This is a genomic window from Streptomyces sp. NEAU-sy36, from assembly GCF_013423905.1.
Taxonomy (GTDB): domain Bacteria; phylum Actinomycetota; class Actinomycetes; order Streptomycetales; family Streptomycetaceae; genus Streptomyces; species Streptomyces misionensis.
This window is the reverse complement of the sequence record NZ_CP058977.1, coordinates 1109041-1126421: the sequence shown is the minus strand read 5'-3', so window position 1 is coordinate 1126421 and position 17381 is coordinate 1109041. Positions and strand designations below refer to the sequence as shown.

General features: G+C 72.3%; 18 protein-coding genes. 12 read left to right on the top strand and 6 right to left on the bottom strand.

All coding sequences use genetic code 11. The annotated features are described in order from the left end of the window. Positions 1 to 110: 110 nt before the first annotated feature. The 3 genes from HZZ00_RS05060 to HZZ00_RS05050 all read left to right on the top strand — a co-directional run bounded on the left by HZZ00_RS05060 (position 111) and on the right by HZZ00_RS05050 (position 1749). Positions 111 to 491, top strand: a complete 381-nt coding sequence (locus tag HZZ00_RS05060) for an STAS domain-containing protein (protein ID WP_180331087.1) — start codon at positions 111 to 113, stop codon at positions 489 to 491. A 236-nt stretch (positions 492 to 727) separates the two neighbouring features. Continuing rightward, a complete protein-coding gene (locus HZZ00_RS05055; protein ID WP_180331086.1) occupies positions 728 to 1114 on the top strand; it encodes a VOC family protein in 387 nt (128 codons plus the stop codon). Then, on the top strand, positions 1111 to 1749 hold the full coding sequence (locus HZZ00_RS05050) for a TetR/AcrR family transcriptional regulator (protein ID WP_180331085.1): 639 nt from the start codon (positions 1111 to 1113) through the stop codon (positions 1747 to 1749). The genes HZZ00_RS05055 and HZZ00_RS05050 overlap by 4 nt, the downstream gene beginning before the upstream one ends. A 41-nt stretch (positions 1750 to 1790) precedes the next feature. On the opposite strand, the gene HZZ00_RS05045 is transcribed toward HZZ00_RS05050, so the two are convergent. Continuing rightward, positions 1791 to 1985 (bottom strand): hypothetical protein, encoded by a 195-nt coding sequence (locus tag HZZ00_RS05045; protein ID WP_180331084.1) that lies wholly within the window; start codon positions 1983 to 1985, stop codon positions 1791 to 1793. A 439-nt stretch (positions 1986 to 2424) separates the two neighbouring features. Here HZZ00_RS05045 and HZZ00_RS05040 point away from each other — a divergent pair, with 439 nt between their 5' ends. Continuing rightward, positions 2425 to 3609, top strand: coding sequence for an acyltransferase family protein (locus HZZ00_RS05040; protein WP_180331083.1), 1185 nt, complete (start codon positions 2425 to 2427; stop codon positions 3607 to 3609). Between the two features lie 37 nt (positions 3610 to 3646). On the opposite strand, the gene HZZ00_RS05035 is transcribed toward HZZ00_RS05040, so the two are convergent. Both HZZ00_RS05035 and HZZ00_RS05030 read right to left on the bottom strand, forming a co-directional pair. Then, the gene (locus tag HZZ00_RS05035) at positions 3647 to 4120 is read right to left on the bottom strand and encodes an HD domain-containing protein (RefSeq protein ID WP_180331082.1); all 474 of its coding nucleotides are present in this window, start codon (positions 4118 to 4120) and stop codon (positions 3647 to 3649) included. A 12-nt stretch (positions 4121 to 4132) separates the two neighbouring features. Continuing rightward, the gene (locus HZZ00_RS05030; protein ID WP_180331081.1) at positions 4133 to 5305 is read right to left on the bottom strand and encodes a PP2C family protein-serine/threonine phosphatase; all 1173 of its coding nucleotides are present in this window, start codon (positions 5303 to 5305) and stop codon (positions 4133 to 4135) included. A 174-nt stretch (positions 5306 to 5479) separates the two neighbouring features. Here HZZ00_RS05030 and HZZ00_RS05025 point away from each other — a divergent pair, with 174 nt between their 5' ends. After that, positions 5480 to 6721 carry a GNAT family N-acetyltransferase gene (locus tag HZZ00_RS05025; RefSeq protein ID WP_180331080.1) on the top strand — a complete coding sequence of 414 codons (1242 nt, stop codon included), beginning with the start codon at positions 5480 to 5482 and terminating at the stop codon, positions 6719 to 6721. A 25-nt stretch (positions 6722 to 6746) separates the two neighbouring features. On the opposite strand, the gene HZZ00_RS05020 is transcribed toward HZZ00_RS05025, so the two are convergent. Both HZZ00_RS05020 and HZZ00_RS05015 read right to left on the bottom strand, forming a co-directional pair. Further along, complete coding sequence (locus tag HZZ00_RS05020; protein WP_180331079.1) at positions 6747 to 7556, bottom strand: Fpg/Nei family DNA glycosylase; 810 nt, start codon at positions 7554 to 7556, stop codon at positions 6747 to 6749. 181 nt (positions 7557 to 7737) lie between these two features. Continuing rightward, positions 7738 to 8223: a ribose-5-phosphate isomerase gene (locus HZZ00_RS05015; RefSeq protein WP_180331078.1), complete on the bottom strand. Its 486-nt coding sequence runs from the start codon at positions 8221 to 8223 to the stop codon at positions 7738 to 7740. A 295-nt stretch (positions 8224 to 8518) separates the two neighbouring features. Here HZZ00_RS05015 and HZZ00_RS05010 point away from each other — a divergent pair, with 295 nt between their 5' ends. Further along, positions 8519 to 9940, top strand: coding sequence for an amino acid permease (locus HZZ00_RS05010; RefSeq protein ID WP_180331077.1), 1422 nt, complete (start codon positions 8519 to 8521; stop codon positions 9938 to 9940). Between the two features lie 77 nt (positions 9941 to 10017). Here HZZ00_RS05010 and HZZ00_RS05005 read toward each other — a convergent pair whose 3' ends face one another. Further along, positions 10018 to 10599: a biotin transporter BioY gene (locus tag HZZ00_RS05005; protein ID WP_180331076.1), complete on the bottom strand. Its 582-nt coding sequence runs from the start codon at positions 10597 to 10599 to the stop codon at positions 10018 to 10020. A 448-nt stretch (positions 10600 to 11047) separates the two neighbouring features. On the opposite strand from HZZ00_RS05005, the gene HZZ00_RS05000 reads away from it, so the two are divergent. The 6 genes from HZZ00_RS05000 to HZZ00_RS04975 all read left to right on the top strand — a co-directional run bounded on the left by HZZ00_RS05000 (position 11048) and on the right by HZZ00_RS04975 (position 17362). Further along, the gene (locus tag HZZ00_RS05000) at positions 11048 to 12250 is read left to right on the top strand and encodes an ROK family transcriptional regulator (protein ID WP_180331075.1); all 1203 of its coding nucleotides are present in this window, start codon (positions 11048 to 11050) and stop codon (positions 12248 to 12250) included. A gap of 237 nt (positions 12251 to 12487) precedes the next feature. Next, the gene (locus tag HZZ00_RS04995; RefSeq protein WP_180331074.1) at positions 12488 to 13531 is read left to right on the top strand and encodes an ABC transporter substrate-binding protein; all 1044 of its coding nucleotides are present in this window, start codon (positions 12488 to 12490) and stop codon (positions 13529 to 13531) included. Then, entirely contained in the window at positions 13528 to 14373 is an 846-nt protein-coding gene (locus HZZ00_RS04990; RefSeq protein WP_180331073.1) for an ABC transporter permease, read from the top strand. The genes HZZ00_RS04995 and HZZ00_RS04990 overlap by 4 nt, the downstream gene beginning before the upstream one ends. After that, positions 14349 to 15083 carry an ABC transporter ATP-binding protein gene (locus HZZ00_RS04985; protein ID WP_180331072.1) on the top strand — a complete coding sequence of 245 codons (735 nt, stop codon included), beginning with the start codon at positions 14349 to 14351 and terminating at the stop codon, positions 15081 to 15083. Before HZZ00_RS04990 ends, HZZ00_RS04985 begins: the two co-directional genes overlap by 25 nt. Positions 15084 to 15118: 35 nt before the next feature. Further along, positions 15119 to 16420, top strand: a complete 1302-nt coding sequence (locus HZZ00_RS04980) for an LLM class flavin-dependent oxidoreductase (RefSeq protein ID WP_180333391.1) — start codon at positions 15119 to 15121, stop codon at positions 16418 to 16420. A gap of 39 nt (positions 16421 to 16459) precedes the next feature. Next, the gene (locus HZZ00_RS04975) at positions 16460 to 17362 is read left to right on the top strand and encodes a TauD/TfdA family dioxygenase (protein ID WP_180331071.1); all 903 of its coding nucleotides are present in this window, start codon (positions 16460 to 16462) and stop codon (positions 17360 to 17362) included. Positions 17363 to 17381 lie beyond the last annotated feature (19 nt).

Sequence of the window (17381 nt, the reverse complement as noted above, 5' to 3'; positions counted from 1 at the left end):
CGTCATTGCCGAACCCAGATACATGACATACTTTTCCGGTAATTGCTGACGTGCTCCGGGCTGGATCGCCGCAGACGGAGCCCCGAAGGTGTCCTGGGGATGAGGCCGTCATGTCACAGCTCATGAGCAGCACTGGTGGGAAGCGGTGGTCGGGCCACGCCGGCGAGTGCGGACCGGCGGCCGCGCTGGAACAGTACGAGCGGGACGGCGCCTGGGTCGTGGCCGCTCACGGCTCCTTCGACCTGGACTCGATCCCGCCCCTGGCGGACGCACTCGGCGCCGCCGTCAGGGAGCACCCGAAGGTGGTCCTGGACGCCTCCGGCGTCGTCTTCGCGGACTCGTCCTTCCTCAACCTCCTGATCCTCACCCACCAGGCGGGCACCCTGCGCGTGGCCGGGCCACCGGAACAGCTTCAGCGGCTGTTCGCGCTCACCGGCACGGACACCGTGCTGGAGGTGCGGGAAACCGTGCGCGATGCCGCCGTCTCCTGAGTCGCGAACGGTGGCGTGCCCCTCGTGACCCTCCCGGGGGCAGCGGAAGCGGGACCTGAGCCCGCACCGGCGGCGTCGCCGAAGCCCGCTGCACCCACGGCCGCTCCCCCCCCCCCCGGAGCCGATTCACGGACCGCCTCTTGCCGTGCGTCCGCGCCGTCGATACGATCCGTACCGGTACGGAACACAACTCGGACGCGAGCGGTACGGCTCGACCGGTGCAAGGGGGAGAGATCATGCGGGTCAAGGACTTCGATCACCTGGTGCTCAACGTCGCGGACGTCGAGCGGGCGCTGGCCTTCTACACCGGGCCGCTGGGGCTCGCGGGCGAGCGGGTCGAGGAGTGGCGGGCCGGGAAGGTGCCCTTCCCCTCGGTGCGGATCAGCGGGACCACGGTCATCGACCTGGTCGAGCGGCCCCGCGGCGAGTCCAACGTCGACCACATCTGCCTGGTGGTGGATCCGCTGGACTGGCAGGAGGTCGTCGCCTCCGGCACCTTCGACGTCGTCGAGGGGCCCGTGCCGCGCTGGGGCGCCCGGGGTTCGGCCGAGTCCGTCTACGTCCGCGACCCCGACGGCAACACCGTGGAGCTGCGCTGGTACCCCCAGGACGCCGCCGCATGAGCCCGGCGGCCGGCGGCCGGCCCCGGGATCCGGCGATCGACGCCGCGGTGCTGGCGGCCACCGTGCGGCTGCTGGGCGAGGACGGTTACGGCGGTTTCGCGCTGGAGAGGGTGGCCGCGCTCGCGGGCACCAGCAAGGCCGCCATCCGCCGCCGCTGGCCCCGGCGGCAGCGACTGGTGATCGACGCGCTCGCCTCGGTCCTCGTCGTGCCGCCCGCCCCGGACAACGGCTGCACCCGCTGCGATCTGCACCAGAGCGTGCGGCTGCTCGCCGAGGTGCTGCACGAGCGGCTGCCGGCCGGGGTGCTCGCGCCGCTGATCGCCGACTGCGCCGACGACCCCGAGTTGCACGAGTACCTGCTGCACAGCCTCGTGCAGCCGGGCCGGGCGGCCGCCGCGGTCGCGGTGCGGCGGGCCGTCGAGCGCGGGGACCTGCTGCCGGACGTGGACCCCGAGCTGTTCGTCGACCTGCTCGCCTCGGTGGTGTACCGGCGGGCGCTGTTCGGCGAGGCCCCGGTCGACGCGTCGTCGGCGCGCGCGCTGGTCGACCTGCTGCTGCGCGGGGTGGCCGTCGACTTCGACCGGCTGGTGTTCATCAGCCGGCAGCCGGCCGAGCGGCGGCACCTGTACCACTAGGGCCGGTGCCGGTGCACCGGCCGTGGCGGGACCGTGGCCGGTCAGAACTTGATCGAGGAGATCGAGTCCGCTATCGAGTTCAGGAACCGGTTGATGGACGGCGCCATGCCGCTGGAGGCCAGGAAGAAGCCGAAGAGCATGGCCACGATGGCCGGTCCGGGCTTGAGGTTCTTCCCCCTGATGAGCACCACCAGGATGACCGCCAACAGCAGCACCACAGACAGTGAAATGGCCACAACTGATCACACCCTCGGTCGGTCCCGCTCCCGGCCCGGGGGCACGGCCCGCACCCCCGCCAGAACCATCGTGCCACCAACGGGCCTGGTCCATGCGGCTCCTGACATGATGTCGGACACGCCGTCCCGGCCCGGGCGACGCCCCGCACAGGAATTCGACGGGCAACCGACCGCGACTGCGGCAGGAATTACGCGACTTCGTTTCCGGCTCCACACAACTTGCGCGCAGGTAATTCAAATTGATCGCACAGAGACGCCGTATGCCCCACTTGATGGGGATGAATCCAGACATCATGGGTGAACGGCGGGCTTTTCTGTGGGCACCGTCACGTGATTGCGGACCGCAAGTCCGTTGAATTCGCGGGCAGTCACAGGGGATAACCGGAAATGACTGCACGGGGTTTTACGGAATCCCGCACACGACGCTAGGGTGCCTGAGATGTTCGACGCCGCCTCCTCCCCCGGCCAGACCCCGCAGCCGCTCCCCCCGGCCCAGCCGCCGGCGCCGGGAGTGCCCGGTCCGCGTACCCCGGTGAGTACGCAGGAACGGCCGCGGCAGACGGCGAGACCCGGCGGCAAAGAGCGCGACGCGTTCTTCGACAACGCCAAGTACCTGGCGATCGTGCTCGTCGCGATGGGTCACTCGTGGGAGCCGCTGAAGGGCGACAGCCGCATCCTGGAAGGCCTGTACACGGTGGTGTACAGCTTCCACATGCCGGCGTTCATCATCATTTCCGGCTTCTTCTCGCGTAATTTCGACATGCGCCCGGACCGGCTCAAGCGGCTGGTCACCGGGGTCCTCGTCCCCTATGTCGTCTTCGAGACGGCCTACCCCCTGTTCAACAACCTCGTCACGGGCTCCCACCAGGAGATCAGTCTGCTCGATCCCTGGTTCCTGACCTGGTTCCTGTGCGCCCTGTTCGTCTGGCGGCTGACCACGCCGGTCTGGAAGCTGGTGCGCCATCCGCTGCCGGTGGCCCTCGTCGTCGCCATGCTGGCCTCCGTCACCCCGAACATCGGCGACGACCTCGACCTCCAGCGCGTGCTCCAGTTCCTGCCGTACTTCGTGCTCGGCCTGAACATGAAGCCGGAGCACTTCCAGCTGGTGCGCCGCCGCGCGGTGCGGATCGCCGCGGTGCCGGTGTTCGCCGCGGCGCTGCTGGTCGGCTGGTGGGCGGTGCCGCGCATGAACACCGCGTGGTTCTACCACCGCGACTCGGCGCAGGAGCTGGGCGCGCCCTGGTGGTGCGGACCGGTGATGACGCTCGCGATGATGGCCTGTTCGCTGCTGCTGACGGCCTGCTTCTTCGCCTGGGTGCCGGGCCGCAAGACCTGGTTCACGACGCTGGGCGCGGGCACCATCTGCGGCTATCTGCTGCACGGCTTCCTGGTGAAGTTCGCCGACTACCGGGGCTGGTTCGACCACGCCTGGCTGCACCGGCCGCTCGGCGAGATCCTGGTGACCCTGCTCGCGGGCGCCGCCGTCACCCTGCTGTGCACCGCGCCGGTGCGGCGGGTCTTCCGGTTCGCGATGGAGCCGAAGATGGAGTGGGCGTTCAAGCAGGACGCCGCCCGGCTGGCCCGGGAGCGGGGGCAGCAGGCGCACGAAAAGGCCGCGTCCTGACCGGCTTTGGGGCTCTCCGTCCCGATTCGGGGCCGGTTCAGCTCTGACGCAGGCCGAGGAGCGCGCGCATGTGCGCGTACTTCTCGGTCAGTCGTTTCCGGGTCGGTTCGTCCAGAACGGCCAGCCGCTCCGGGTCGGCGTTGTGCGCCAGGTCCGCCTCCTTCACCAGCAGGGCGCCCGGGGTGTCGAGGATGCGCCGGGCGTACGCCGCCGGGTCCTCCCCCGGCCGCTTGGTGACGGCGTCCACGATGGCCTTGGTGCGCGGGGTGAGGGCGGCCCCGGCCAGCCAGGCGCGGCCGAGCGCGGCGTCCTCCACGGAGTCGTGCAGCCAGGCCGCCGCGATCTGCTCGGCGTCGCCCCCGCGGACGCGCACGCCGTTCGCCACGGCGGCGAGGTGCTCGGCGTACGGCCGTCCCGCCTTGTCGGTCTGTCCCTCGTGCGCGGTCCGGGCCGTGGCCTCGACCTCGGCGAGGGTGAGGAGTCCGGGTGCCGCGGACGGTGTCTCGGTCATGCGCCCAGTGTGTCAGCGGGCGTGGGCCGAGGCCTCGCGGCAGATCAGGAGCAGGGCGCGGTCGTCGTTGACGTCCTTGGCGACGGCCTCGATGAGGTGCCAGGCGGCGCCGTGGAAGCCGCCGGCGACATAGCGGTCGGCCTCGCCGGTGAGCCGGTCGATGCCCTCGACGATGTCCCGGTCGGAGGTCTCCACCAGCCCGTCGGTGAACAGCATCAGCACGTCGCCGGGGCGCAGCGAGCCCTTCACGGAGTCGAACTGGGCGCCGTCGTACACCCCCAGCAGCGGCCCCTCGGCCGACTTCTCCTCCCAGCGGCCGGTGCCCGCGCTGAGCTGGAGCCCCGGCGGGTGGCCCGCGGAGTACAGCTCGTAATCCCCGGAGTCGAGGTCCAGGACGAGGTGGATGGAGGTGGCGAAGCCCTCCTCCCAGTCCTGGCGCAGCAGATAGCCGTTGGCCGCCGGGAGGAAGGCGTGCGGGGGCAGGGAGCCCAGCAGCCCGCCGAACGCGCCGGACAGCAGCAGGGCGCGCGAGCCGGCGTCCATGCCCTTGCCGGAGACGTCGGTGAGGACGACCTCCAGGGTGCGGCCGCCGCCCGTGCGGGCGGCCACCACGAAGTCACCGGAGAAGGACTGGCCGCCGGCCGGGCGCAGCGCCATCTCGTGGTGCCAGCCCTGCGGCAGCTTGGGCAGCTTGCTCTGCACCCGGATCCGTTCGCGCAGGTCGAACAGCATGGTGCCGCCGCGCCGCCAGGGCACGCCGACGCGGCTGCGGAACTGGGCGGTGAGCAGGCCGAAGAAGCCGCAGGCGGCCACCACCAGGACCACGCCCGGGGTGACCCGCGAGGGACCCTCGGTGTACGGGCCGAGCCGCACCGACTCCACGATCAGCGCGGTGGCCGCCGCCGCGTACAGGCCGAGCAGGCTCGCCGGGCGCAGCAGCAGCCCGCCGGCGACGATCGGCAGCACCAGCATGGCCGGGGAGCACCACACGGAGTCGAACAGGGTGAGGGCCGCGAGGACGGGGACGGTGAGCAGCAGCCCGGCGAAGGCGATCCAGTCGGAGCCGTCGCCGCGGAAGTAGTCGACGGCGCTTTTGCGCAGGCCGACGCGGGCCCGGTGCCACTGCATCCTCCACCGGGCCGTGAACGTCTCGGCCTTCGCGCGCGTCTCTCGTCCTGCTGCCATTAGTTCGGGACCCTATCCATCGCACCGGCCGCTTGGCACGGGAGGTCCCACTTGTCCCCCGTGCGGGCTGCGTCTCACAGGTTCGTCCCTCAGTGAACGCCACCCGGCGCCCCCGCGTCCCCGTCCCGGCCAAATTCGCTGGCCCGCCCCGCGATGTCTTGCTAGGCATGGCGCATGGAGACTGACCGGGGAACCGAGTTGAGGGTGCTGCGCGAGGCCGACTGGGACGAGTGGTACGGCTCCCTGTCGCGCGCGTTCGGCTGGCAGCCGGCGCAGCCCGAGGACCGCGAACTGCACCGTTCCCTGCTGGACCCGGACCGGGGTCTCGCCGCCTGGGACGGGGACCGGATCGTCGGTACGACGGGGTCGTTCGCCTTCCGGATGACCGTGCCGGGCGGGGCGGCGGTCCCGGCGGCGGGCGTCACGATGGTGAGCGTGGCGGCCACGCACCGGCGGCGCGGGGTGCTGACGTCGATGATGCGCCGGCAGCTGGACGACGTCCGGGCGCTGGGCGAACCGCTGGCGGTGCTGACCGCGTCCGAGCCGGCGATCTACGGCCGCTTCGGCTACGGCGCCGCGACGTACCGGTTGTCCGCGGAGATCGACACCAGCCGGGTCACCCTCGATCTGCCGGCCGGCACCGACGAGGTGCGGCTGCGGTACGCGGCGCCGGCGGACGTCCTCGACGCGTGCGAGGCGGTGTACGCGGCGCTGGTGCCGCGCCGGCCCGGGATGCTGGTGCGCCGGCCCGGCTGGGAGCGGGCCGGACTGCTGGACACCGAGACCGCGCGCGGCGGGGCGTCGGCGCTCCAGTGCGTGGTCGCGGAGCGGGACGGGCAGGTCACCGGGTACGCGCGGTTCCGCACCCGGGCCGAGTGGAACGCGGGCGGCGCCGACGGCACGGTGCGGCTGGCGGACCTCGCCGCGCTCGATCCCGCGACGGAGGGCGCGCTGTGGCGCTTCCTGTGCGGCATCGACCTGATGACGACCGTGTCGGTGGACGCGCGGCCGGTGGACGACGGCTGGCAGCACCTGGTCTCCGACGTCCGCCGCTGCCTGCCGCGGGTGCGGGACGAGTGCTTCGTACGGCTGGTCGACGTCGGTACGGCGCTGGCCGCGCGGACGTACCAGGCGCCGGTGGACGTCGTACTGGAGGTGGCGGACCCCTTCTGTCCCTGGAACGCGGGGCGCTGGCGGCTGACCGGGGACGCCAAGGGGGCGTCCTGCGAGCGTACGACGGAGCCTGCGGAACTCGCTCTTTCGGTGCGGGAGTTGGGGGCGGCGTACCTGGGCGGGGTGTCGCTGGCCGCGCTGGCGGCGGCCGGGCGGGTGCGGGAGCTGCGCGGCGGAGCGCTGGCGGAGGCCTCGGTGGGGTTCGGGTCCGCGGTGGCGCCGTGGCTGCCGCACAATTTCTAGCGCTTCTTCCGGCTCTTCGCCCGGGTCAGCGTTTCTGGCAGGTGGGGCACCAGAAGAGGTTGCGGGCGGCGAGGCCGGCGGTGCGGATCTCGTCGCCGCAGACGTGGCAGGGCTGGGTGGCGCGGCGGTAGACGTACACCTCGCCGCCGTGGTCGTCGACGCGGGGCGGGCGGCCCATGGCCTCGGGGGTGTGCTCGGGCCGTACGGTGTCGATCCGGTTGTCGCGCACGCCCTGGCGCATCAGCGCGACCAGGTCGGACCAGATCGCTTCCCATTCGGCCGGGGTGATGTCGCGGCCCGCGCGGTAGGGGTCGATGCCGTGCCGGAACAGGACCTCGGCGCGGTAGACGTTGCCGACGCCGGCCACGGTCTTCTGGTCCATCAGCAGGGCGGCGACGGTCGTGCGGCTGCGGGAGATCTTCCGGTACGCGGCCTCCGGGTCGGCGTCCTCGCGGAGCGGGTCGGGGCCGAGGCGGTCGTGGACGGCCCGCTTCTCCGCTTCGGTGATCAGGGCGCAGGTGGTGGGCCCGCGGAGGTCGGCGTACGCCGTGTCGGTGGCGAGGCGGAGGCGGACGGTGTCGGTGGGCGGGGGCGCCGGGGCGTCACCGAAGCCGACCTTGCCGAAGAGGCCGAGGTGGATGTGGACCCAGTCGGTGTCGCGGAACCGGAGGAACAGGTGCTTGCCGTGGGCCTCGGTGGCGGTCAGCTCGGCGCGGTCCAGGAGGGCGGCGGCGTCGGAGAACTTGCCCTGGGGGCTGGTGACGCGGGGGGCCGTGTGCAGGAAGCGCTCGGCGTAGTCCCGGGCCAGCCGGTGGATGGTGTGCCCTTCGGGCAAGGCGGGGCCGTCCTTTCCTCTTCGCCACCGGGGGCGGGCCCCGCGGTGCACTCACCCAGCGTACGGAACCGCCGCCGGTGGCCCCGGGGGACCGGGCGCCCATGACGCCCGCCCTCCGGCCCGTCGAGCCGGGCCGGAGGGCGGGTGGGGAAAGCGGGCCGGACGCCGGTCCGGGCGGGGCTTACGCCTGGGGGTGGTGCGCCGGGATCGGGGGGAGGTCGCCCGTGGTCTCGTAGTCGGAGAGCATGTCGATGCGGCGGATGTGGCGCTCGTCACCCGAGAACGGGGTGGCGAGGAACACCTCGACGAACTTCGTGGCCTCCTCCGTGGTGTGCATGCGCGCACCCACGGCGATCACGTTGGCGTTGTTGTGCTGACGCCCGAGGGAGGCCGTCTCCTCGCTCCAGGCCAGCGCCGCGCGCACGCCCTTCACCTTGTTCGCGGCGATCTGCTCGCCGTTGCCGGAGCCGCCGATCACGATGCCGAGGGCGTCGGCGTCCGCGGCCGTGCGCTCGGCCGCCCGCAGGCAGAAGGGCGGGTAGTCGTCCTGGGCGTCGTAGATGTGCGGCCCGCAGTCGACGGGCTCGTGGCCCGCCTCCTTGAGCCACTCGACGAGGTGGTTCTTGAGTTCGTAGCCGGCATGGTCCGAGCCGAGGTACACGCGCATGCCACGAGTGTGACACGACGGATACGGGGCAGCAGCCCCGGGTCGGCGGCGCCCGGACGGCGCGGGAGGGTACCGCGGCGGTGCTGCGAATTCCGTAGCTCGAATGTGAGCGGGACCATAGAACCTCAAGGGAACCTCAAGTAACAATCCGGATTCAGAGGTTCCCGAATTCGTTCGCCTCGGATTCACTGGACCGACTCGTACACCGCTCGTACGAATCCCGTACCGGACCCCTCAACGGCACCTCCGTTCCCGTACGAGAACCCCCGCTCAACAGGCGCAAAGGAATCCGTCCATGACCCCTCCTGGTTCCGGACTTCAAGCAGGCCTCAAGAACCGCCACCTGACGATGATCGCGATCGGCGGTGTCATCGGCGCCGGCCTCTTCGTCGGCTCCAGCTCCGGCATCGCCGCGGCGGGCCCCGGCATCCTGCTGTCCTACGCCCTCGTCGGCACCCTCGTCGTCCTCGTGATGCGAATGCTGGGCGAGATGTCCGCCGCCAACCCGACCTCCGGCTCCTTCTCCGAGCACGCCGACCGTGCGCTCGGCCGCTGGGCCGGTTTCTCCATCGGGTGGCTCTACTGGTTCTTCTGGGTCGTCGTGCTCGCCGTGGAGGGGACCGCGGGTGCCAAGATCCTGTCGGGCTGGGTCCCGGCGGTGCCGCAGTGGGGCTGGGCCCTCATCGTGATGCTGGTGCTGACCGCGTCGAACCTCTTCTCCGTCGGTTCCTACGGCGAGTTCGAGTTCTGGTTCGCCGGCATCAAGGTCGTGGCGATCGCCGCGTTCATCGTCGTCGGCCTGCTGGCGATCTTCGGTGTGCTGCCGGGGGCCCACACGGACCAGGCGTCCTTCGCCAACCTCACCAACCACGGCGGATTCCTGCCACACGGTCCGGGCGCGATCCTCACGGGTGTCCTGCTGGTCGTCTTCTCCTTCATGGGCAGCGAGATCGCCACCCTGGCGGCCGGCGAGTCGGAGGACCCGCAGCGGGCGGTCACCAAGGCCACCAACAGCATCATCTGGCGCATCGGCGTCTTCTACCTGGGCTCGATCCTCGTCGTGGTCGCGCTGCTGCCGTGGAACTCCCCGTCGCTGGAGAAGGACGGCTCGTACGTCGCCGCGCTGAACTCCCTCGGCATCGCGCACGCCGGCCAGATCATGAACGTCATCGTGCTGACGGCGGTGCTGTCCTGTCTCAACTCCGGTCTGTACACGGCCTCCCGGATGGCCTTCTCGCTCGGCCAGCGCGGTGACGCCCCGAAGGCGTTCGCCCGCACCAACTCGCGCGGTGTCCCGATGGCGGCGATCCTGGCGTCGGTCGTCTTCGGCTTCGTCGCGGTCTTCTTCAACTACGAGTTCCCCGACACCGTCTTCCTCTTCCTGGTCAACTCCAGCGGTGCGGTCGCCCTGTTCGTGTGGCTGGTCATCTGCTTCTCGCAGCTGCGGATGCGCCGCATCATCCAGCGCGAGGCGCCGGAGAAGCTCATCGTGCGGATGTGGCTGTACCCGTACCTGACCTGGGCGGCGGCCGCGGTGATCGTAGCGGTCCTGGTCTACATGCTGTTCGACACCGAACACGACGGCCGGGAGACGGTCCTGCTGTCGCTGCTGGTCGCGGCGATCGTGGTCGCCATCTCCCTGATCAAGCAGAAGGTCGCGGGCGACCGGCCGGCCCCGGCCGCCGACGCCTCGGCCGACAAGGTCTCCATCGGCTGACCCCTGCCGACGCGCCGACGGCCGCGGGGCCCGACGAACTTCGTCGGGCCCCGCGGCCGTTGTGCCGTGCCGGCGGATCAGCGCTTGCCGGCGAACTTCCACGCGGTGGGCAGCAGACCCATCGCGAGCGCGGCCTTGAGGGCGTCGCCGATCAGGAAGGGGACGAGGCCGACCGCCGCCGCCCGGCCGAGGGAGTAGTGGGCGGCGAGGGCCAGGTACGGGACGCCGATCGCGTAGATGACGGCCGAGCCGAGGACCATCGTGCCCGCCATGCGCAGCGGGGAGCGGTCGGCGCCGCGGCGGGCCAGGGCGCCCACGACGGCGGAGGCCAGCAGCATGCCGAGGACGTAGCCGAAGGAGACGGAGCCGGAACCGGAGTCGCCGCCCGCGAACCACGGCACACCGGCCACGCCGGCCAGCGCGTACAGGGCGAGGGAGAGGAAGCCGCGGCGGGCGCCGAGCGCGGTGCCGACCAGCAGCGCGGCGAAGGTCTGGCCGGTCACCGGCACCGGGGAGCCGGGCACAGGCACCGACAGCTGGGCCGCGAGGCCGGTGAGCGCGGCGCCGCCGAGCACGAGGGCGGCGTCGCGGACGCGGGACGCGGGCAGCAGATCGGCGAGGACGGCACCCGGGCGGGTGGAGACGGTGGCGGTGCTCATGGGGACTCCGCGGGATGAAGGGGACAGGTGGGAACACCGCGACGCTATACCGGCGCCCCGAATCCGATCACCGTCAGCGCCCGACAAAGGGGTGATCGCCGACTTGGTGGGCTCCGCACAAAGAGCGCGCCTTACACCGGGCGCGGCGTGATTACGGTCACTGAGGTGGCGTGGTCCGGCAGACGGGGCCCGCACCCGGCGCGTCTGTAGGTTTCCCCCAAAGGTCCGCGCCTGCCCGGACGACGGCCCCTGGGCGGCGCGGGGGCCGTTTGCTAGCTTCGGGCACATGGTTGCCCAGGCCCGGTACTTCACGTCGCGTCGCTATGTCGACCTGCGGCGTCAGGGCGCGGCCACCTGTCGCCGTCCGGGATAGGGCGGGCCCGCTCGGTCCGCCCCGTCCCCTCCCGGTTCCCGATGTGTCGGCTCCGGTCCCCGAGGACGGTTCTCCATGCCCCGCAGTGCGGCCCCCACCCTCGTCTCCCCCGTTCCGCGTGCCGCCGACCGCGACCGGCGGCGCACCAGTGCCAGCGTCGTCCTGCGGTCCGTGCTGGAGCACGGACCGGTGGCGCGCAGCACCGTGGCGCGGCTGACCGGGTTGTCGCCCGCCTCGGTGACCGAGCACTGCGCCCGGCTCGCGGCCCTCGGGCTGATCAGGGAGTCGGCCGCCCCGCGCCGCTCGCGCGGGGTGGGGCGGCCGCATGTGCCGGTGGAGCTGGACGACGCGCGGTTCGTGGTGGGCGGGGTGCACGTGGCGGTGCCGTACACCACGGTGGCGCTGCTGGATCTGCGCGGCCGGGTGCTGGCCCGGCGGGAGTTGACGCACCGGCGGACCGAGCCGCACGAGGTGCTGGCGCGGGCCGCGGAAGGGCTTTCGGCGCTGTTCGCGCAGGTGCCGGACCGGCGGCCGCTGGGGGTCGGGGTGGCCGTCGGCGGCTGGGTGGACCGGGCGGCGGGCGCCGTGGTCGCGCACGATCTGCTGGGCTGGCGGGAGGTGCCGGTACGGGAACTGCTCGCCGCCCGCACCGGGCTGCCCGTGCGCGTCGACGGGCACGCGCGGGCGCTGGTGAACGCGGAGCGGCTGTTCGGGCGGGCCCGGGGCGGCGGGAGCGTGCTGCACCTGTTCATGGGCAATGTGGTGGACGCGGCGTTCGCCACCGGCGACGAGGTGCACCACGGGCCCCGGTCCGCGGCCGGCGCCATCGCCCATCTGCCGGTGCCGGGCGGCAGCGAGCCGTGCCCGTGCGGGCGTACCGGCTGCCTCCAGGCGGAGCTGGGCGAGCGGACGTTGTGCCGCCGGGCCCGGGAGGCCGGGGTCGTGGACGCGGCCGCCCATCCGATGCGGGTGGTGGCCGCGGCGGCGGCCGGAGACGCGGTGGCCCGGCGGCTGCTGGTGGAGCGGGCGCGGGCGACGGGACGGGCGGCCGGGCTGCTGCTCGACGTGCTCAATCCGGAGACGGTCGTGGTCACCGAGGTGGGGATCATGCATTTCCCGGAGTGCCTGGACGCCCTCCGGGACGCGGTCGGTAATTCCCGCTCCGCGTCCGTGCTGCCGACGAGTTTCGCCGATTCGGTGCTGGCCGTGGCGGGTGGTTCGGTGGTTCTCGACGAGCTGTTCCGCGATCCTCTGGGTGTCTCACCTGAGGGTATTTAATTCAGAAACTCGGAATGTTGACACCGGTCGCTCGACACCGGGAACATGCTGGTCATGAGCCCTCTCACGAGCTGTCGGACCGGCTGTCGCGCCCTCTGTTGCTGACATGTTGCCGCGCATGAAGCGCGCGTTTCCGTGAATTTCGCAGGGTTTCTCAGATGCTTCTCGGTGTTTCCCCGGGTTTCTCTGCGTGCTCTCCCTGTTTCCGTTGACCGGCTCTTTTCCGGGAGACCTCCCATGCACCGTCGCCTCTTTCTCACCTCACTGCTTGGCGCGTCCGCCGCCACCCTGGGCGTCGCCGGCTGCGCCAAGGGCGAGGCCGCCGCCGACACCGCGGGCGCCGCCACCCGGCCGCTGCCGGCCCGGGTGCCGTCCGGCACCAGCCTGAAGATCACCTCGTACCAGGGGGTGGAGCAACTCCAGTTCAGGCTGGGGAAGTTCCCGCCGCTGCCGTTCACCGTGTCCGAGTGGGTGAACCTCGGCGCCGGACCCGATGTCATCAACGCCTTCCGCGCCAGGTCCCTGGACCTCGCCGACAACGCGGGCATCCCGCCGATCCAGGCGCGGTTCCAGGGCCTCGCCGCGAAGATCGTGGCGGTCGGGCTGACCCGCAAGCCGAACTACGTCTTCGCGACCCGGCCCGGCAGCGACATCCGCTCCGTCGCCGACTTCAAGGGCAGGCGGCTCGCCTTCTCGCAGGGGCAGGCACAGGGCGTGGTCCTGCTGCGCGCCCTGAAGCGGGCGGGCCTGGCGTACGGCCAGGTCACGCTGGTGCCGCTGACCAGCAACCAGTTCCTGACCGCCCTGCAGTCCGGCCAGGTCGACGTGGCCCCCCTCGCCAACAGCCAGGCGCCCGCCTACCTCCAGCAGTACGCGGCGAAGGGCGCCCGCACCGTCACCACCGACGTGGTCGACCTGCTCAATCTGCTGTGGGCGCCGCAGGCCGTGCTGAACGACCCCGCCAAGGCCGCCGCCATCGCCGCCTACATCCCGCGGTGGGCCCGGGGCCAGGTATGGCAGTACGAGCATCCGGCCGAGTGGAACGAGGAGTTCTACGTCAAGACGCAGAACCTGAGCCCCGCCCAGGCCCGGTCCATCACCGCGCTCGCCGGCAAACCGCTGTTTCCGCCCAGCTGGGACGAGGCCGTCCGCTGGGAGCAGGAGACCGCCGATCTGCTCGCGGCGGGCGGCTTCGTACGGCACACGGACGTGACCACGCTGTTCGACCGCCGTTTCGAGGCGATCGCCGCGCGGGCCGTGCCCGAGGAGTACCGGAGGTGACCGCCGTGACCACGACGACCGCCGCGCCCGCCACCGAGGCGGGCGCGCCGCCCCCGGTCCGCCGCCGGCGCCGGCTCGCCCCCGGCCGCCGGTGGCCCGCCGCCCGGCTGGCCGGTCCCCTGCTGGTGCTGGGCGCCTGGGCCGCCGCGTCGGCCGCGGGTCAGCTCGACCCGGCCGCGATACCGGCGCCCTGGACGGTGCTGCGCACCCTCGGCCGGCTGTGGACCGACGGCACGCTGCCCACCGATGTGCTGACCTCGCTGCGGCGGGCCGGGTACGGCTTCGCGATCGGGCTGGCCGCCGGGGTGCTGCTCGCGCTCGTCGCCGGGCTCAGCCGGGTCGGCGAGGCGCTGGTCGACGGCACGGTGCAGCTCAACCGGGCGATCCCCACCCTCGGTCTGATCCCGCTGTTCATCCTGTGGCTGGGCATCGGGGAGACGTTCAAGGTCGCCATCATCGCGATCGTCGTCTACATCCCGGTCTACCTGAACACGCATGCCGCGCTGGCCGGCATCGACAGCCGGTACGTCGAACTCGCCGAGGTGCAGGGCCTGTCGAAGCTCGCGTTCGTGCGCCGGGTGGTGATCCCGGGGGCGCTGCCCGGGTTCTTCGTGGGGCTGCGGCTCGGGGTGACCGGCTCCTGGCTGGGCCTGGTGGTGCTGGAGCAGATCAACGCCACCAGCGGCCTCGGCTATCTGATGTTCCAGGCGCAGAACTACGGCCGTACCGACATCATCCTCGTCGGCCTGCTGATCTACGGCGTGCTCGGCCTGGTCTCCGACAGCGCGGTCCGTCTCGTCGAACGGAGGGTGCTGTCATGGCGCCGCACACTGAGCAGCTGACCCGGCCCGCCGTCCGGCTGCGGGACCTGAAGCGGTCGTTCGGGGGCCGTACGGTCCTCGACGGCATCGATCTGGAGTTGCCCACCGGGCAGTTCACGGCCCTGCTGGGGCGCTCCGGTTCGGGCAAGTCCACCCTGCTGCGGGCGGTCGCGGGGCTCGACCACGGGGTGACCGGGACCGGGCACGTCGCGGCGCCGCGGCGGGTGTCGGTGGCCTTCCAGGACTCGCGGCTGCTGCCCTGGCGCCGGGTGCTGGACAACGTGGTGCTGGGCCTGGACGGCAAGGGCGCGGTGGAGCGCGGCCGGGCGGCCCTCGCGGAGGTCGGGCTGGCGGGCCGGGAGCGGGCCTGGCCGGGCGAGCTGTCCGGCGGCGAGGCGCAGCGGGCCGCGCTGGCCCGTGCCCTGGTCCGGGAGCCCGAACTGCTGCTGGCCGACGAGCCGTTCGGCGCCCTGGACGCGCTGACCCGGATCCGGATGCACCATCTGCTGCGCGAGCTGTGGGAGCGCCATCGGCCCTCCGTGCTGCTGGTCACCCATGACGTGGACGAGGCGATCGTGCTCGCCGACCGGGTCCTCGTCCTGGACCGCGGCCGCATCGGACTCGATCTGGCCGTCGACCGCCCCCACCCGCGCTCCTACCGGGAGCCGCTGCTGGGCGAGTACCGGGAGCGGCTGCTGGCCGCCCTCGGCGTCACGGAGGACCACCGGTGACCGCGGAACGACGACTGCACCTGAACGCGTTCCTCATGAACACCGGCCACCACGAGGCCTCCTGGCGGCTGCCGGAGAGCGATCCGTACGCGCACGTCGACCCGCGGCACTACGTACGGCTCGCGCGGATCGCCGAGCGCGGCACCTTCGACAGCGTGTTCCTGGCCGACAGCCCGCAGTTGTGGGGCGACGTCGGGCAGCGTCCGGCGGGCGCCCTGGAGCCGCTGACCCTGCTGACGGCGCTGGCGACGGCCACCGAGCACATCGGCCTGATCGCCACCGCCTCCACCTCCTACAACTCGCCCTACGACCTGGCGCGCAGGCTCGCCTCGCTGGACATCGTCAGCGGCGGCCGGGCCGGCTGGAACATCGTCACCACCGCCGGTGCGGAGGCGGCGCGCAACTTCGGTCTGGAGCAGGAGCCGCCGCACGCCGAGCGGTACGCGCGCGCCGCCGACTTCCTGGACGTGGCGCTGAAGCTGTGGGACAGCTGGGAGGACGACGCGATCGTCGCCGACAAGGCGGCCGGTGTCTGGGGTGACGACCACAAGATCCATCCGCCCCGGCACGAGGGACCGTACTTCCGGGTCGAGGGCGCGCTCAACGTGCCGCGCTCCCCGCAGGCGCGTCCGCTGCTGGTGCAGGCGGGCTCCTCGGCGGACGGCAAGGCGTTCGCGGCACGGTACGCGGAGGCCGTGTTCACCGCGCAGCAGACCCTCGCCGACGCGCAGGTCTTCTACGCGGACCTCAAGTACCGCACCCGGCGGGCCGGGCGGAACCCCGAGCACCTCAAGGTGCTGCCCGGGATCGTGCCGGTCATCGGGTCCACGGAGGCCGAGGCGCGGGCGGCCGAGCGGGTCCTGGAGGACCACATCATGCCCGAGCACGGGCTCAGGCGCCTGGAACGGCTGCTCCAGCTCGCGCCCGACTCGCTGGAGCTGGACCGGCGGCTGCCCGGTGACCTGCCGCCCGAGTCCGCCGTCGAGGGCGCCAAGAGCCGCTACACCCTCGTGGTGACGCTGGCCCGGCGCGAGCAGCTCACCGTGCGGCAGCTGATCGGGCGGCTCGGCGGCGGGCGCGGGCACCAGACCTTCGCCGGGACGCCCGAGCAGATCGCGGACCTGATCGAGACCTGGTTCACGCAAGGCGCGGCCGACGGCTTCAACGTCATGCCGCCCGTGCTGCCCTCGGGCCTGGACGCCTTCGTGGAGCACGTCGTACCGGTCCTGCGCGCCCGGGGGCTGTTCCGCGAGGAGTACGGCCCCCACCGGACCCTGCGCGAGCGCTACGGCCTGCCCCGCCCCGCCAACCGGTACCCGACCCCTTCCCACAGCTGACCCCGACGCCTTCCGCGCTCCCTCCCGAAAGGAACCCCCATGTCACTGGAGATCACCAAGGTCACCGCGCGCATCGGCGCCCGCGTCCTGGGTGTCGACCTCACCCGGCCGCTCACCGAGGCGGAGGTGACCGGCATCCGCGAGGCCCTCAACGTCCACAAGGCGCTGGTCTTCGCCGCCGAGGGCCTGGACGACGCGGGCCAGCAGGCCTTCGCCCGGCACTTCGGCGAGCTGACCACCGCCCATCCGACCGTCGAGGCCGTCGAGGGCGCCCCGAACGTGCTCCCCGTGGACAGCGAGCGGGGCATCGCCAACCACTGGCACACGGACGTCACCTTCGTCCTCAACCCGCCGCAGGCCAGCACCCTGCGCTCGATCACCGTCCCGCCGTACGGCGGCGAGACCCTGATCGCGAACGCCGCGGCCGCCTACCGGGACCTGCCCGAGCCGCTGCGCCGCTTCGCGGACACCCTGTGGGCCGAGCACACCAACGACTACGACTACGCCGTACCGGACGAGGAGATCGACGCGGAACTGGCCGAGCGCCGCGCGCGGTTCACCTCGATCAGGTACCGCACCGCCCACCCGGTGGTCCGGGTGCACCCGCTGACCGGGGAACGCGGGCTGTTCATCGGCGGGTTCGCGCAGCGGATCGCGGGCCTGTCGACGGGCGAGTCGCGCAAGGTGCTCGACCTGCTCCAGTCCTACGTCACCCGCCCGGAGAACGTCCTGCGCCACCGCTGGGCGGAGGGCGAGCTGGTGCTGTTCGACAACCGGATCACCCAGCACTACGCCATCGACAACTACGACGGGCTGCCGCGCCGGCTGCACCGGGTGACGGTCGCCGGTGACGTCCCGGTCGGCGTCGAAGGCAAGGAGAGCTACTCCATCGAGGGCGACGCCTCGCACTACACGCCCGCGGGAACCCCCGTGGCGGCGTAACCGGAGTCTCACTCTCCGC